The organism is Candidatus Hydrogenedentota bacterium (assembly GCA_016791475.1).
GTDB lineage: Bacteria > Hydrogenedentota > Hydrogenedentia > Hydrogenedentales > JAEUWI01 > JAEUWI01.
Genome location: JAEUWI010000036.1, coordinates 1 through 16,874, shown reverse-complemented (window position 1 = coordinate 16,874; position 16,874 = coordinate 1). Strand labels below are relative to the sequence as shown.

Here is a 16,874-nt window from a genome sequence, read left to right as displayed (position 1 = left end):
TTCGTACCTGAAACTTTCCCTCTGAAATTCATGTCCCCGCAGGGAAGCGCGCACAATCCCCGTCCGGGGGCCAGCCATCCTGGCCCATTAATGGAACGAAGATACATTCCGTGTATACTTCCGGGATCAGCGTGTTTCCCTGCCGGGTGACCAATTCGAGCCGCTGTCGGGTTCGTTCACCCACGGGGCACACGAGCCGGCCCCCATCGCCCAGTTGTTCCAGAAGGGCACTTGGAATTCGCGGGCTGCCCGCCGTGACAAGAACGGCGTCGTAGGGGGCTTCGTCGGGCCATCCCAGCGTTCCGTCCCCCGTGACGTAGCGGATGTTGTCGTAACCCAGGCGGCCCAATTGAACCTTCGCCCGTTCCTGGAGTTCCGGGTGTCGCTCCACCGTGACCACTTGGGCGCAAAGTCGCGCCAGCACGGCGGTCTGATAGCCGGAGCCCGTGCCGATTTCCAGTACCCGATCCGCGGGGGCCAGGGCCAGGAGCTCGGTCATGCAGGCCACCATGTAGGGTTGGGAAATGGTCTGGCCCAGACCGATGGGCAGGGGGCGGTCTTCATAGGCCAGATGTTCGCAATCCACCGGCACGAAGCGGTGTCGGGGCACGGAGGCCATGGCGTTGAGGACCGCCGGGGAAGCAATCCCCCGGGAAGCGAGTTGTGTCGCCACCATCCTGTCCCGCTCTTCGCGCCTGCTGTCCATGGGGAACAGCTCCAGATGGGTTATTGCCGGACGAGAATCAGCCGGACAATGTAGACACACATGACGGCCGCCATGGGCGAGAAGTCCATGGGGCCCATATTGGGGAGAACCCGCTTCATGAAGTCCACCAGCGGGTCGGTCGCCTTGGGCAACAGGCCGAGGAAAGGCCCGTGGAATTCCAGTTCCAGCCAGGGGCCCAGCCAGCGCAGCAATATCGCCATCATGTACAACGTGAGTCCACAATAGATGATGGAAAGAGAAACGCTGATCATTTCGCGAGGGCACTCCTTGGGTTGCCGGCGCGCCCCCTGTTAAATGGGGCATCACCTACCACCCCATCATGCCACAGAAAGGCCGTGATTTTCATCCGGGTTCCGGGGCGTCGGCACAGGATTCGGGGATGCCGATATCGGCGATGATGAGTTCGCCAAGCCAGCGTCTCGCGGCGGGGTTCTTGAAGCCCAGCTTGGGAAATTGAAAGGTCACGGTGCAATCGGCGCGAATACACGCCCCGCAGGCTTCGCCCGTGTCGGCGTCCATGCCGGAGGGCAGGTCCACGGCGATGGTGCGGCCCTCGGGCCAGGCCTCGATGGCGGCCCGGGCCACCCCTCGGACGGTACCGGCAATTCCCGTGCCCAGAATCGCGTCGACCAGCACGGCCGCGCCCGCAAGTCCGGCTACGGCCACCGCCGCCCCGGCGGGTTCCGCCTCAAAAGTCACTTCGCCGCCCAGGCGCTCGTAGGCGCGCAGAAAGGTGCGGGCGTCGCCGGTGATGTCGTCACGGGGGGCGAGTACGACGACCCGCGTCTTCATACCGGCCAGGTGGGCGAGGCGCGCCACGACGTAGCCGTCGCCCCCATTGTTTCCCTTGCCGCAGACGATAGCGACCGGCCCCCCGGCGATCTGGCGAAAAACTGCCGATCCGGCATTGTTCATGAGGACCGCGCCCGGAATCCCGATCTCTTCGATGCATCGGCGGTCCGCTTCCCTCATCTGCGCCGCGCTCACATAGCGGTGGATCTTCGTCGTCATTCAAGGTCTCCATAATTTCGCGGTACGGGCGGGAACGATTTCCCGGGGCCGTTGGTAAAGTGAGCAGGACCCGTTACTATGGGAGTAACACTTTACCCTGTCCCATTGTAACGTGGGCGTGCTAGAATAATCCTTGGGCGAACTGCAATACACGCGCTCCGGCGCCGGATGGAGGTACTTCTCATGACCAGGGCGAGACATTGGCTTATATTCATACTGCTGTTGCTGCCCCTTGCCGGCTGTCCCATCATCGAGCAGGTAAGAACCTTTACCAGCGCGGATGTGAACAGCAACGGCGCGCTCGACGGGGATGCCGAGGGGGGTGAAGGCGAAGGCGAATCGCCCGGGACGGACAATGGCGGGGGGGAAGAGCGGGAAGTGGTGGAGCCGGATGTGATCCGGCGCGTTGACAATCTTTTGTACGTGCTGAACCAGTATCGCGGTCTCACCATCGTGGATCTGGAATCCCAGGCACTGCTGGCGCAGGTACCGACGACGGGCTACCCGCGCGACCTGTATTTCGCGAATGGCCAGGCCTACGTGCTGGTGGGCAATCCGGGCTACGGTTATTTCGGACTCGATGTTGCGGCGAAGGACGTTGCGGTGTCGCCCGAGCGCGAAGCGAGCAGCCGTCTCTATGTGGTGGATGTCGCCACGCCGGCGGAGGCCGCCATCCGATCGAGCATGGACTTTGAGGGCGATCTGGTGGACAGCCGTCTGGTGGGCAACATCCTCTATGCGGTTACGGCCCATTACGACTACTATTACTATGGCGTGGAAGACGCGGGCAGCGAGAACGGCACCACGGTGACGAGTATCGACGTGGGCGACCCCGACCATGTGGCGCAGGTGGATGCGCTCGACTTCGACGGATCGGGCTATGTGGTTCATGTCAACGCCCAGCGGGCCTTCGTGGCCAGTTCCGACTGGCAGAACAACGAGACGGATATTACCGTGCTGGACATTACCGATCCCGGCGGTGTCATGGTCAACGCGGGCGCGGTGAGTGTCCGGGGCTATGTGGGGGATCGCTTCAAGCTGGACGAGTGGAACGGCGCCCTGCGGGTGGTTTCTTCGGCGTGGCAGGAAACGAATCAAGTCTATGTGACGACCTTCGACCTGAATCAGGCAGGGTTTCCGAAGCTTGCGGAGATGCCCCTCGAAGGCGCCGAGGGCGAGACCCTTTTTGCGACGCGATTTGACGGCGCCCGCGCCTACGTGGTGACGTATCTGGTGGTGGATCCGCTTTTCGTGCTCGATCTCAGCGATCCCGCGGCGCCCGCGCTCCTGGGCGCGCTGGAAGTACCCGGTTACTCGACCCACATTGAACCGCGCGGTGATCGGCTCATCGCCCTGGGTGTCGACGACACCGGTGGCCGCCACGTCAGCGTCAGTATATTCGACGTTTCCGGCAACGGCGCGCCGACCCTGAGCGACCGCGTCAGCTTCGGCGAGGACTGGTCCTGGTCCAACGCCTATGGCGATGTAAAGGCGCTGACGATTCTCGACGATGTGATCATCGTTCCCTTCTCGGGCTGGAGCGGTGAGTCGGGCGGCTTCGAGCGCCTGCAGTTCGTCTCCTACACGCAGGACGACCTCGAGTTGCGCGGCAGCGTGGATTTGAGCGGATCCATCCTTCGCTCCCTCGAATATGGGGCGTATTACTTTGGCGTGACGACGGAACAGGTGGCCCGCATTGATGCGAGCGATCTGGACAATCCCGTGGTGGACTCGTCCATTACCATTGCGGAAAACGTGGTGGATTACCTTGAGCTGCCGGGCGGCGAAGGCGTGGAGATTGTCGAGCGCTACGATGAAGGCCAGGTCCTGATTCGTACGGTCGATGGGAATGGCGCTGTCCTGGGCGAAGAAGTTGTGAATATCAGCGCCTTCCAGGGTGCCTATCCGGCGGGATCCAGAGTCGCCCTCGTGGGGACCGCGTGGGACGTCGAACCGGGCTACGAAGTCGTCCTGGTGGACGTGAGCTCGCCCGAGAATCCCGAGGCGGGCGACGTCATCAAGGTCAACGTGACGCCCTATTACTTCTACTACGGGTATTACTACGATGGCGGACTTCCCGAACCGGGTACGGATGCCCTGAAGGATGTGGCCATCGGCCTGCCCTACTACAACTTTGGTGGCCAGACCGGCTTCGTGCTGGGCGACACCCTCGCCCTTCGCTGTTACGCGGGTGAATTTGATTCCGTGCTCGGTACCGGGAACGCCCAGCAGGGACTGGCGCTGATCAACCTCGAAACGGGAGCGTTTGAGTCCACGGTGGGGCTGGGCTACAGCTACATCACCTCGCTTGACGTTGTGGGCGACAAGCTTTATCTGGGCAACAAAGAATCTCTCGATTTCTTCCCCTTTGGCCGACCTCTCGCGGCGTGTTATATCCAGGAGATCGACGTGCTCAACGGCACCGCCGGTCCCGCGGCCAACGTGCCGGGCTACTTTGTGCAATATGATCCGGCCACGGATGTGCTCACCCTTCGCGACCAGCAGTGGACGCCCGACGGCGGCGTTGAATCCTCGCTGGAGACGGTCCGTTGGAGCGGCGGTACGGCGGTTGATCCCCTGGACAGCCTGGAGGTGCCCGCCTACACCAGCAATACGATTGCCTCGGGCGATCGCGTGTACTTCGACGTATACTCGCCGTCCTACGGGCTGTATCAGGCCATAGTCGGCACGGATGGTGTCCTGACCTTGAGTGAGATGGTCGAACTGCCCGGATACTACGGATCCCTGCTGGGTGCTCAGGGCGACGACGTGTTCCTCAGCGTGGGCTACGGCGCCATCGCCCAGTATGAATTCAGTGAGGGTGTGGGAACACAGGTGAGCCTGACGGCCGTGTCGGGCTACCCGTCGAAGGTGCGCTTCGGCGAGGAAAACGCCTATTTCCCCGTGGGCTACTACGGTCTGGTGACCCTGCCGCTGTAATCGAAATGCATGCCTGACAGACCGCCGCGGTTGCGAGTGCGACCGCGGCGGTCGTTCTTTTTTTGGGGAGGGCATTGGTCGGATAGGACAATCAGGGCCGATGGCCTTTACCGATTGGGTGATAACGCACACGCCCCAATCCCATACAACTCATACGACCAGGCCCGCCCACCTCCTGGCACAAAAAAAGCCCGCCCCCAGGAGGGGGCGGGCCTCGATTCAATCGAATATCTTATTTGCCTTCAATCTTGCTGATGGCGGCGGTGGGGTCTTTGTCCACGCCCTTCTTGCAGCCTTCGCAGCAGAGCTTCACGAGGCGATTGGCCACGACCATTTCCACCGGCGCATCGCCCAGGGGCTTGCCGGAGATGGGGCAGGCGGTCGCCTTGTAGTCGGCCTTCTGCGCGTCAATCACCTGCTGGTCCAGCTTGGCCAGGAAAGCGGCCGGGTCGGCCTTCACCTTCTCTTCGCACTTGGCGCAGCAGGTTTTCACGAGGCGGTTGCCCACCACGAAAGAGACGCCACCGTCCTTCAGCTCCGCACCGGAGTTGATGCAGGTCTTCGTGGGATAGTGGCTTTCCTGATCCGCAATCAGTTTCGCATCGATTTCCTTCACCATGGCCTCGGCGTTGGCATCAAACTTCTTCTTGCAGCCTTCGCAGCAGAGGCGGACTTCCTTGCCGTCCTGAATGAGCACCACCGCGTCGCCCATGGAGCCGAGCTTTTCGCCCGAGACCGGGCAGGTGCCCAGGGTGTAGGCGTCGCCCACGCGCGCGGCGGCGGTTTCGGGCGTTGCCGCCGCTTCTTCCTTGGCGCCGGCTGAAACAGCGATAGCCACGCCCATGCAGAACACACCGATTCCGTACCAGCTTTTCATGATTTGTTTATCCTCATCGTTGAGCGTCGCCTCACCGGGAACGATCCCAATCGGGGCGTTGCTGCCTCTATACCGTTCATATCTCTTTACGATAGCAATGATTCTGGGAAAATGCACACTTTTCCTTTCTTCCGCGAATCACTACCCTTGTATTCAGCCGGCGCCCTCGGACGTGTGCGGCAGGCCGGGAACTCAATCACTCCGGGTGCTCAGCATTTCCGCAAACCAGGCCGCCATCTGGTTGCACTCCCGGTCCACGCCGCGCCAGGGGTGGCCGTCGCCATCATGGGTAAGGAGCGTGGCCTCCACGCCCGCCGCCGTCAGGGCTGCCACGAAGCGTCTGGACTGGCTGTATGGAACTATGTTGTCGCCCGTGGCGTGTGCCACGAGGAAGGGGGGATGACCTCCCTGAATCTGGTGCAGCGGAGAAATGGCCCGTGCGGCAGAGGCGATTTCGGCATCCGATTGTTCGCCCATACCCTCCTCGAACAGCATCCGCGCGAGGGTGGGTTCCGAATCCCGGCGAAAATCAAAAGGCCCGGCCCAATATTCCAGCAAATCCGCCGGCGGGAAGAACAACCCCGCCGCTGCGATGCTCGTGTCGTGCTTGTACCAGGGCAGGCGCGCGCGTGGGTCGGCGGGCTCCGGGGCCAGGGCGGTTAACGCGGCGAGATGCCCGCCGGCGGAGACCCCAAAAATGCCGAGCCGATCAGGGTCCACTTTCCAGGTCGCGGCGTGATTTTTCGCAAAGCGTATGGCGGCATGGAGGTGTTTCACCATGCGTGCGGCGTTGAAGAGGCTCGCCGAGCCCGGCGCCACCGCAAGAACGGTAAAGCCCGCCTCGCAGAAGGCATCAATCGCCCCCAGGCCAATGTGTTCGTTCATCCGAACGCGATCCGAATGCCAGGCGCCGGAGATCACATCCACGATTGCGAGGCCATTGGGCGATTGGGCTGGCTCGAAGATATCCATGACGAGCCCCAGGCCATGGGTTTCGGCATAGACGACATTGCAGTGCTGGATGTAGTTGCCTTGGGAGCGTGGGCGGACACGCAGGGCGCCCCGGGGGCGATCCACCTGCTCCACGGGTTCGGGTATGGGATAAGACATGGGCCGGAATCCTTCAATTGGGACGGGAAGCGCCGGCAGGGTGCGCGCGAAGCGCCGCGGAGCCGTCCGGCACACATTGCCGGGGAAACCCATGGCGCGTTTTGGGGTATTAACCTCATGCACTGCCGGGCGCCGCGCGGCGGACATAGCTTGTCCTATGTTACCCACCTATCATACAATTTCACCCATGCACTTCGAAAACCGACGCTTCAGCCGCCTCACTCCCCGATGCCTTCTGCTCCTGGGCGTGTTTTTTTGCCTTCCGGCGGTCTGCGCGGAGTATCCGCCCCTGGCGGTGGAGATCAGCCCGGAACATCCCCTGATGTTGTTTCAGGATCTCTCGGCGCACCGTGGGGACCCCGCCCGTCAGCGCGATCACGTGTTGTCGGCCTGGGAGCAAATGCCCGAGGCGCTCCACTCCAACGGGATGATCAAGATCCAGGCGCCTGGTGAAGGGGAGGCCGCGATTACGCACCTGACGACCGTGCTCGCGACGTTGCAGGAGCAGCAGATCCCCACGGTTGTTCGGCTCACGGGCGATCCCCGGCGCGCGGCCTTCGCCCAGCCGCTCGATGTGGCGGAGGAGCAGTTGAAAAGCCTTTTGCGGGCTTTCACCATGGTCAAGGGCGTGGAGGTATCGGGCCTCGACTTTCGTTATTACTCCTCTCCCCGCATGTACGATGGCCAGACACCCACCATGGTCGCGTGGCTCTCCATGGTGCTCCATACCGCCGCGAGCTATGGCCGATTTGTGTATTTGCCCATGGATGAGCTCCAGTGGGCGCGGGTCATGAGCAACACGGCCTGCGCACCCTTGTATCGGCAGCTCGTGGCCTGTCGCGACTACGTCATCCCCGCCTGCCTTACCCGGGGCGATCACCTGCTGGGCAACCAGTCGGCCCTGATGGGCCTGTGGCTTGAGGGGGCTGTTGCCAACTGGGGCATGGCGGCGGACGCGCGCTGGTATACCGACGCGGGCTATGCGGGGCCGGGCCGTTTCGGGGCCGCCGCGGGACCGGAGGTCGTGCCTTCTTCGCTCTACCGCGCCATGATCCTGAGCGGCGCGATGACCGGCGCAACGGTTTACTCGTTTGAGAATGGCGAAGATCTATGGTATGGCCCGTCCCGCCGACACTGGGACGAGGGCATCCTGCCGGGGCTGCGCGAGGTGGTGGATAAGGCGGTCATTGCGCGACGGGAATTCGTGGCCCGCGGCGCCCGTGTCGGTCTGCGGCTCGCGCCCTCCTCTACGCCGGAGGAGTTTCACCTGAACTTGAAGGACATCGACGGGGTGCTGGACGAAGGCAACCTCATGAAGGCGGCATACGGTCTGGCCCGCCCCGGCCAGATTGCCGAGCTGATCCCCGACCGGGGCGACCTGTACTGGATCCCTTTCATTTCACCCTATGCCGAGGGCGCCGCGCTGGAGGGCTTCGAGAAGGTGTTCGCCGCCGGCAGTCTGCCCACCCTGGACGCGTGGACCCAGGCACTTGCGCCCCTGCGCCGCCCCCAGGGCACGGGAACGGCCTTTGTTACCGAGGTGGGCCGCGGCATCTTTGTGATGAACACTCGGGAGAACACGCGCGAGCAGCAGCCCTTTACCATCGACGGTGTTCCCGTGCCGCTGCGAAAGTTCAGCGCCCGCCGCGATGGCGGCGCGGTGGTGCTGGCCTGGGATTTTCGCGAGAACGACTTGAACTATCGGGTATACAAACGGGTCTTCCCGGAGACCGGTTTCACCTTGATCGCGCGCCTTGAGCAGGAGCAACTCCAGTACGTGGACAGCGAATCCCCCGCGGATCAGACCATCGCCTATGCGGTGACCGCCATGACCGATGAGCGGGAGCCTCTGGAGGGCATTCTGGAGCAGGGGGAATACCGGTCCTACAGCGTGAATGAAAGCCGAATCGCCGAGGAGGTCATACTCACGCCGCTGCTCGCGAGTGCGGACAGCACGCCCGTAAACGAGGCGCGGCCCGGCGTGGAAGTCGAGGCGCCCTGGTGGCCGAGCTTCGAAGGGGTTTCCGAGGCGCACCGGGAAATCGCCGACGCGATCGTGGAACAGATCGGCCTGTGGGAAGAGGCGATTCACGATCGCAACCTCAACGGGATCATGGCGGCCTATGAGACCAGCTACGAAGACCCCCAGGGCTGGGACTTTGCCTACGTCAAGCGGGCCAACCAGGCCATGCTGGAACGATGGCGCGCCATTAAACTGCACCGCCAGATCCGCCGCTGGGATTTTTCCAACTTTGATTCCACCGGCCAGGTGAACGTGCTGCTCTACTGCAAGTTATCGGCGGTATTGCTGACCGACAGCCTGGGGCTTCGCGCGGACATCCCCGTCAGCATCCCGAGGACGCCCGAGGCCGAGGTCTGGGTTACATGGAGCAATGCCGAAGGAGTGTGGCGCATCGTGCGCACCAATCCGGCCTTCCCGAATTTTCGCGAGATCCTGAGCTACGACGCGGGGCCTTACGACAACTTTCCCCTGGGTGCGGACGAATATTGAGGGACATTGCCCGTCGAATGCTATGATAGGCGCGCGGGCGCTACGATCAGCCCGACAACCGGGAGTAGCAGCATGGGTTCACTTCGAATTCGACTGGCATTGTTGAGCGTGGGGGCGCTGTGTCTCCTCAATGCCTGCTTCGTGCAGGAGGCTGGCGATCGATCCGCGAGCGCGGTTGCGCGCCACGGCGCCTCGACGTTGCCGGGGATCCCGCAGGATATACTCCGCGTTCCGGAAATGGCTCAGGCCTTTCCCGGCGCGGCCAGCGAGTTTGGGCACGCCTGGTATCTGCCCTACGCCGTGATCGACGAAGCCCAGGGCCTTGCGCTGGTGGAAACGCTCACGGCGCTGGCGCGGGAACGCAAGCCCTTTCCAGAACCACTGGACGTTGGGGAAGGCCGAGGCGCGGGCGGTTCGAATCTTCTATACCCGTTGCGCGCGGGGGTCGGGCGCTTGTACTACAGCGACATCAACGACCCGAGAGGGCCGGCGGCGACAGGCGCAGCGATCCCGGTAATTATCTCTCAGCCGGAATCCGGCGCGCACGATGCGGACGTCCTTTTTCTGGATGGCCACAAGGAACGCGTTCCGATGGGCCGATTTCCCCTCTCGCCCGCATTCCTGGAAGCCCTGAGCGCCCTGGATCCGCCGGAGCATTGACCGGGGCCAAGCCGGGGGCTTTCAGCCCTCTGTAATTGTCAGGGGCGCGCCGTCGGCGCTGGCCCTGCGTTGCGCCTGAATCACGAAGAGGCTGCCCGCCGTCAACACCCCCGCGCCAATCCATTGAATGAGGTTCATGGATTCATCGGGCCAGAACAGCACCGCGAGGCCGTTGGTGATGGCCGGGGTTACCAATTGCACGCTGATGCAGAAGGCCGCTCCCAGACGGTGCTGGGCGTAGTGATAGGCCGCGTGCGCCACGGCAATGGGTAGCACCGACGACAGCGCCGCAATGCCCAGCATGTAGCTTCCGCCGGAGATGATCGTGCCGGGGTCGCCGAAGATCAGCATATTCGCGGCAAAGCCAATCGTAGTGTAGAGCGACACCACGGTGAACATGGGCACGGGGTGGAGGTCTCGCACGACATGCTTGCCCCATACCGCGTAGACCGACCAGCAGACCGAAACGAAGAGCAGTAGAAATACCGCGAGATCGAGGGTGGGGAAGAGGGACTTCGATGGGTCGTCCATGAGCACCCCCGCCAGACCGAGGAAGCCCAACGCGGTGCCGACGATGTAGCGCGGGCTCTTAATCACGGCGCGTTCCTCGTGGTAAAGGAAATAACTCATGGCGATGATCATGAGCACCTGAATCTTGGTAATAAGCTGGGCCGCGGTCGCGGTGGTGTGATACAGCGAAACCGTCCAGGCGGTTTGCATCACGAAATTGAGGAGCGCGAGGCCCAGGGTGGCCTTCGGACGGCGCAGCGCCGCCATGAAGCCCGCGCGATAGCCGATGGCCGAGATGGCCAGCAGGATGATCGTGGCGAAGCCATAGCGCAGGAAAGACTGCGTGTAGGGGTCGTAGGCCCCCGTCATGTAGCGCATGAAAATGGGGGAGAGGGCCCAGCCGAAGGTGGCGGCGGCAAGAGCGGTATAGGCCAGGGCGTGGCGGTTCATGAATTGGTTTCTATGGGGTTTAATTCTGGAGGAAGAGCGTATGCGAAATCCGCGGAGTTGAAAACCCGACGCCTCGATCGCGGGCGCCCCAGCGAAGGGTCCTGAGCCGCCCCTATTATGCATAGAATCCACCCGCCGTTCACGCCGCTCAACCTCAGAATATCGTGACCGCATCAAAATAGCGAGACCGCAAAGAGGCTAACGCCTCTTTGCGGTCGCTGCAAACGATTGCGGGTTTACCTCGCCTGGCACCGGATGCCGCCAGACCAACCCAGCCGCCATATCAGGCTAAACCGGGTCGCGGCATTGGCGACTGGACTTCACTATGGTCCGGCCCATTTTCTAATGGGCGGCCTACTTCTGCTCCACGGTTACCTTCACGATTTTCCCCGTGAACATGCTGGGAATTCCCGGCTTGTAGTCGGGCGACACATTGGTTTCCGAGTCGAGGCCCACGTCGGCGCCTTCGTCTCCGGAGAAGGCGTAGGGCTGCGTCTTCGGAATTTGCGCTTCGGCCACCTTCTTGCCGTTCACGCTCAGGATAGACTTGCCGCCCGTACCAGGTTTCGCTTCATCCGGAATAAACTCGTACCCGATCGTGTGCTTGCCTGCGGGCAGCACGGTGTCGCCGCCTATGTTTGTCCGTTCCAGCGCGAACCAATTGTACTCGTGATGGGGTTTGCCATCCTTCATGTAGAGCGACCAACCGCCAAAATATCCTGCCTGGGCGATAATGACGCCGTTGGTCATATCGTCTTTCAGTTCGACTTCGGCCTCGACCGTGTGATGGACGCCTTTCACATTAATAAACGCATTCTCCAGCATCCCCATCATGCCCGGATACACGGTAAGGGACTTGCGGCCGCCCAGGAGATCGGGGCGCCCGGCAATGGCCGGATTGAACCGCTCGGAGCGCCGGTCATCGAGGGGAAGTACGTGGTTGCGTTCCGCTTCCTGCAAGAACAGATCCTGTAGTTCCTTAAGTTTCTCGGGATTCTTCGAGGCCAAATTGTTTGCCTGTGTGAAATCTTCGTCAATGTTGTACAGTTCCCACGTGTCGTTCTCCAGGGCGGGAAGTGGGACCATCAGCCAGGGAATCGAATGGCGCGTGCAGGCCACCCATCCCTCATGGTAGATGCCGCGATTGCCGAACATCTCGAAATACTGCGTCGTCCGCGTATCGGCGGCTTCAGCATTGTCCGCGGAATACAACATGGACACGCCGTCCATCGGGCGCTGTTTCACGCCGTTCACCATCGTGGGTTGCGGAATCTGAGCCGCTTCGAGGGCCGTGGGCGCAACGTCGATGAGGTGATGGAACTGATCGCGGATCTCGTTCTTCGCCTTGATGCCCTTCGGCCAGTGCATTACCATGCCATTGCGCGTCCCGCCAAAGTGGCTGGCAACCTGCTTGGTCCACTGAAACGGCGTGTTGCCGGCCCAGGCCCAACCAATGGCGAAATGCGGAAATGTCGTCGGGTCGCCCCAGTTGTCGATATGTTCTATCATCTGGTCCGCACTTCCCACGATACCGTTCAACGCCATCATTTCGTTGTAGGTACCTTCGGGCCCGCCTTCGGCGCTCGAACCATTGTCGCCGAGAATGTAGAAGAAAAGCGTGTTGTCCAACTCGCCGATTGCTTCGAGCTGCGCAACCAGGCGGCCCACTTCGCTGTCGGTGTGTTCGGCGAATCCGGCGAAAGTCTCCATCTGCCGTTCAAAGAGGCGTTTTTGATCCGCGCTCATATCCTTCCAGGCCGGAATTTCTTTGGGCCGCGCCGTGAGTTTGGCATTTGCGGGAACGATACCAAGTTTCTTCTGCCGCTCGAAGGTCTCTTCGCGCAGCTTGTCCCAACCGCCGGAGAATTTGCCCTTATACTTGTCAATCCATTCCTTCGGCGCATGGTGTGGCGCGTGGGTTGCGCCCGTCGCAAAATACAGGTAGAACGGTTTATCCGGCGTCAGGGACTGCTGTGCGCTCACCCAGGCAATTGCTTTGTCCGTCATGTCGGTCGTGAAGTGATAGTTCGGGGTCGCCGGTGGTTCAACCCGCGTGACACCGTCGAAAATGGCAGGCGCCCACTGATTTGTTTCACCACCAATGAACCCATAGAATTTGTCAAAACCCGAACCCGTCGGCCAGCGGTCATAGGGGCCCGACACGGAAACTTCCCACGGGGGCGTCTCGTGATACTTGCCGAATGCGCCGGTGCTGTACCCGTTCTGGCGCAGAATCTCCGCGAGGGTGGTAATCGAACGCGGGCGAATGCCGGTATTCCCGGGATATGCCGTGGCAAGTTCCATGATGGCGCCCGCATTGTTTGCATGGTGGTTATGGCCCGTGAGCAGTGCTGTGCGCGAAGGACTGCAAAGCGCTGTGGTGTGAAAGCGATTATAGCGCAGTCCGCCCGCAGCCAATTTTTCCACGGTGGGCATGTTGACCGGGCCGCCGAAGGCGCTGCTGTGTCCAAAACCCATGTCGTCTATTAAGACGATTACCACGTTGGGGGCGCCTTCCGGCGCTTTCACTTCGAAACGCGGCGGTGCGGTCGCATTGCGCGCGTCCAGGATTGTCTGCGGTTGAGTCGGCGGCTCTTGAATTGGCAACGTGGTGCGGTCGACAGTCGCCATTGCAGTAGAGCTCGCGACCAACAAGAGCAACGTCGCCTGTAGAATTGCGCGCAGGAATTGAGTTCTCATGCTCTTCCCCTTTCCAGATGGTGCTAGTGACATCAACTATTCCAAGTTGAGCGAACTAGTACAAATGCTAAAGGAGGCACCCTGATCGTGTCAACAATAATTTACAAGCAGGGGGCCTGTGTAACATGGAATTGGCCGGCAAGCTGGTTTTCTGCCGGCGTTGCCAGATTGGATCAGTGTGTGTGCCTTGAACAACTGTGAAAGGAATGTGCGGTTTCACTTTGCGTTCTGTGCGGCTTTTTGCGGTCTGATATCCCCCTGACATCGCTGGCCCACCGGAGGGTCAAGGCACGAAGCGCAGCCAGCCCATTTCGGCGGGATCCTCCATACCATAGCCCAGGCGATTCACGGGGGGCGCGGGAGAAGCGGGGGCCCAAGTGTGGCTGACGGTCGCGGCAGCGGTTGGTTTGAGCTGCACGTTGATCCGCATGGGCCGCGCGGGAAAACGGGCCGGGTCGAACTCTCCATTGAACGCGGTGAAAGGAATGCGGAATCGGAAGGTTCGGATTCCGTTCGCCGCCGTGGTCTCGCTCTCCCATTGGTCGTTAAAGGCGTGCCACGCGAGCTGTGTGTTTCGGGTGCCCTGTTCATCCAGCTCAAAGGTGCGCCGGGGATAAATGTGGGCGGACTGGATATGCACGCTCGCGGACATCGGTGCCGCGCCATCGGTCTGGCGTAATTGGACGCTTACATAAAGCGACTCGGCATCACGCACGGCCCGCCACGATGCGGCGGGCTCGCCGGGCTCGAGCGCGGCAGCTTCCACTGGCAAAGCCTGCCACGCGGCGTCTTCACGCCATGCGGCGGCAAAGCCATCCGGTGCGGGCGAGCACGTGTACGCGAGTGGTTCGCCTGTCATGCCGGAGAGAGCCGGGAAGACCATTTCGTCCGCAGCCACCTCCGCTTCGGCCTCGACAAACTCCGTGTCGAGCAGCTCACGCAGCAGGTCGACACGCCACTGGAGCTTCGCGGGGAAGTATTTGTAGGCCTCCGCTTCGGAATGAAAACCGAGGAAGGGATTCGATTCGCAGAGCGCCGAGAGCGTCGCTCCGTTGCCGATTTCTTCCTCCACGATTTCGCGCAACGTTTTCAGGGTGGCGCTTCGCGTCTCCGCAGGGCCGTAAAGTAGTGTCTCCCGAAGGTCGTAGAAGCGGAGGATGTTGTAACTTGAACGAAACTGGATGCCCAGCGCCTGGGCCACGGAAAAGTCCATCATCCGATCCGGCTCGTTCGCATACTTCGGCTTCAACGTGGTGAGCAGTTCGAGTCCCTGGTTCCAGGTGTCGGAAAGGGCCTTGCAAAGTTGGAGTACTTCCGGGTAGGTGTGCGTCCCTGAAAAGGCCTCGCCAATGCGGTCGCCTGAGATGGGGTAGTCCACGCGCCACGTCGGCCCAAGCACGCGCTGTGCCGGTTTCAGGTGGAGCGGCCACACGACACCGTCCGTCACGGGGCCATAGAACTGAAACGCGTTGGACAGGGGATAGTTCTCGTAGGCTTTGGCAAACAGACGCCACGCCTCCACAACTTGAGGCACATCCGCCGCCGCCCAATCGCGGCGCGCCAAGTTCTGGAGAAATTCACCCTCGCTCACGCCCTCGGGCGCAAAGGGCAGCGCGCTGGAGGCGGCGCGGTTCATCATGGAGGGCAGATTACCGAAGTACCAGCACTGCATGACGGTCTCCACACCCAGGCCGCGCATCTCGCGGTACTTGCCGAAGAGCTGACCCGGTACGGGAATGAAGGGCACCGAAGCGACCTCGTGGGAGTTGCATGCCTGAATCTTCGCGGCCATCCCGGCGGCCTCGGGGTTTACGTTCGCCGCGACGCGCCGGAAGGAATCGCTTGGGCCCAGATAGGAGAGCCAGTAGTCGCTCGCGCGCCGCGCTTTGCCGAGCTGTTCCTTGCTGCCGCCGGACTCGAAGTTGAACTGGACCGTGACGCCGGGTGGGGTGTTTCGCACGAGGTCAAGCACCATTTCCGAATCACCATCGGGCACATAGAGCCAGGAGATGACGTTGGCGTCGGGCGCGGCCTCATGCACGCCCCGCTCCATGGCGCCGAGCGAAGCATTGAGCGTCTCCCAGGGCTTCTTATCGGCGCAGCGGGGGCAGTCCATGCGCCCTTCGGGGCCCTTGGCCTCGCTCAGGCACGTGGTGGGCGCTTCACCATAACTGAGGTTGATCAGACCACCGAGGCCGGGTACTTCGGAAAAGATGCTGTACAAAGCTTCGCGAAGGTAGGTCTGCGCCGTTTCGGAGGAGGGACAAAAGGTCTTGGCGTAGTTGCCCGTCACGGTGATGCCGCCAAGCTCCGGATAGGCCAGAATCAGGGGATCACCGGGCGTCATATAGATGGGCTCCAGGGTGAAGAGGTAGACCTGGATGCCGTAAAGACGGCACTTTCCCACCGTCTTGCGGAGCTTCTCCAGACGCTGTTCCCGGTCGGGACTGACGGGGATGTTGAGCGAGGTCTTGCGCAAGTCCTTCAGCTCGATGGTCAACCAGAGGGCATTCACGCCGTCACGGGCGAGGCGATTGAGATAGCCGTCCGGATAGTAGTCCACTTCGTCGAGCAGCTCGTCGCGATTCATGGGTGGGCGCTTGATGGGGCCAAAGAAGCAGCGCGAAATGCGTGTCTTGATAAAGGGCGCGCGCTGGATCTTCCCGATGGTCAGGAAGGGCCCGTCCGCGCGCAGCAGTTCATCTTCAAGAAAGTAGATGCCCCGGCGAATGCCCTCCGCATCGTTCGCCTGGATGCGGCATTCGTCCGTGCTGATTTCGAGGGTGAAGGATTCGGCTTCGGTGGTGGGGACCTGCTCCGTGATAATTCGGAAAGGGCCGCCCGCGGGGATGCCGACCGCATTGAAGAAGTTGCCAAGATCCTCGTAGGCTGTTTCAAGGAGCTGCTCGCCATCGGGGAAATTCGCTTCGACCCGAACGCCGCCCTGAAGGCTCGCCTCGCCGTCGGCTTTTGTGTCGCGGGTCCAGTGGGGATGCCAGGTTGCCGGCGCGGACAAGGTTTCTACAAATCTCCAGTCGGAATCGCCCGGACTGAGCGGAGCCTCCTGGGCTGATGTGGCGAGAGAGAAAACGAGCGAACAGAGCAGGATGAGGCGCATGGTTATCCTTTGGGCTTGGCTGACGACTCTAAGAAGTACTTCAGGTACGTTACCATTTCCGTCCCGCTCGAAACAGTGAGCGTGTGCAATCTAGACGCAGGCAGTAAGGACATCGGGAGCAATCACTGGCCGCAACCAAAGAACCCTCCCACAGAGTCACACAGATCGGCACAGATAAAACAAGGGTGCAGATCTGCTATTACCGCTAATAATGCCAGATAAATATAGTTGTGGGCTCCGGGTTGGAATTGGCTATACT

General features: G+C 61.6%; 11 protein-coding genes. 3 read left to right on the top strand and 8 right to left on the bottom strand.

The window, feature by feature from the left end; genetic code table 11:
- Positions 1–28: 28 nt before the first annotated feature.
- The 3 genes from JNK74_18240 to JNK74_18230 all read right to left on the bottom strand — a co-directional run bounded on the left by JNK74_18240 (position 29) and on the right by JNK74_18230 (position 1,738).
- Positions 29–676 carry a protein-L-isoaspartate(D-aspartate) O-methyltransferase gene (locus JNK74_18240; GenBank protein MBL7648128.1) on the bottom strand — a complete coding sequence of 216 codons (648 nt, stop codon included), beginning with the start codon at positions 674–676 and terminating at the stop codon, positions 29–31.
- A 50-nt stretch (positions 677–726) separates the two neighbouring features.
- A complete protein-coding gene (locus tag JNK74_18235) occupies positions 727–978 on the bottom strand; it encodes a YggT family protein (protein ID MBL7648127.1) in 252 nt (83 codons plus the stop codon).
- Between the two features lie 91 nt (positions 979–1,069).
- Positions 1,070–1,738, bottom strand: coding sequence for an NAD(P)H-hydrate epimerase (locus JNK74_18230; GenBank protein ID MBL7648126.1), 669 nt, complete (start codon positions 1,736–1,738; stop codon positions 1,070–1,072).
- 183 nt (positions 1,739–1,921) lie between these two features.
- On the opposite strand from JNK74_18230, the gene JNK74_18225 reads away from it, so the two are divergent.
- A complete protein-coding gene (locus JNK74_18225; protein ID MBL7648125.1) occupies positions 1,922–4,678 on the top strand; it encodes a beta-propeller domain-containing protein in 2,757 nt (918 codons plus the stop codon).
- A gap of 232 nt (positions 4,679–4,910) precedes the next feature.
- On the opposite strand, the gene JNK74_18220 is transcribed toward JNK74_18225, so the two are convergent.
- Both JNK74_18220 and JNK74_18215 read right to left on the bottom strand, forming a co-directional pair.
- Positions 4,911–5,555, bottom strand: coding sequence for a hypothetical protein (locus tag JNK74_18220; GenBank protein MBL7648124.1), 645 nt, complete (start codon positions 5,553–5,555; stop codon positions 4,911–4,913).
- Positions 5,556–5,747: 192 nt separating this feature from the next.
- Positions 5,748–6,665: an alpha/beta hydrolase gene (locus JNK74_18215; protein ID MBL7648123.1), complete on the bottom strand. Its 918-nt coding sequence runs from the start codon at positions 6,663–6,665 to the stop codon at positions 5,748–5,750.
- Between the two features lie 187 nt (positions 6,666–6,852).
- Here JNK74_18215 and JNK74_18210 point away from each other — a divergent pair, with 187 nt between their 5' ends.
- Positions 6,853–9,177, top strand: coding sequence for a hypothetical protein (locus tag JNK74_18210; protein MBL7648122.1), 2,325 nt, complete (start codon positions 6,853–6,855; stop codon positions 9,175–9,177).
- Positions 9,178–9,249: 72 nt separating this feature from the next.
- The gene (locus JNK74_18205) at positions 9,250–9,837 is read left to right on the top strand and encodes a hypothetical protein (GenBank protein ID MBL7648121.1); all 588 of its coding nucleotides are present in this window, start codon (positions 9,250–9,252) and stop codon (positions 9,835–9,837) included.
- A gap of 21 nt (positions 9,838–9,858) precedes the next feature.
- Here the strand turns inward: JNK74_18205 and JNK74_18200 are convergent, their stop codons facing one another.
- The 3 genes from JNK74_18200 to JNK74_18190 all read right to left on the bottom strand — a co-directional run bounded on the left by JNK74_18200 (position 9,859) and on the right by JNK74_18190 (position 16,615).
- Positions 9,859–10,797, bottom strand: a complete 939-nt coding sequence (locus tag JNK74_18200; protein ID MBL7648120.1) for a DMT family transporter — start codon at positions 10,795–10,797, stop codon at positions 9,859–9,861.
- A 354-nt stretch (positions 10,798–11,151) separates the two neighbouring features.
- On the bottom strand, positions 11,152–13,497 hold the full coding sequence (locus JNK74_18195; GenBank protein ID MBL7648119.1) for an arylsulfatase: 2,346 nt from the start codon (positions 13,495–13,497) through the stop codon (positions 11,152–11,154).
- Positions 13,498–13,780: 283 nt separating this feature from the next.
- On the bottom strand, positions 13,781–16,615 hold the full coding sequence (locus tag JNK74_18190; GenBank protein MBL7648118.1) for a hypothetical protein: 2,835 nt from the start codon (positions 16,613–16,615) through the stop codon (positions 13,781–13,783).
- Between the last annotated feature and the right edge of the window lie 259 nt (positions 16,616–16,874).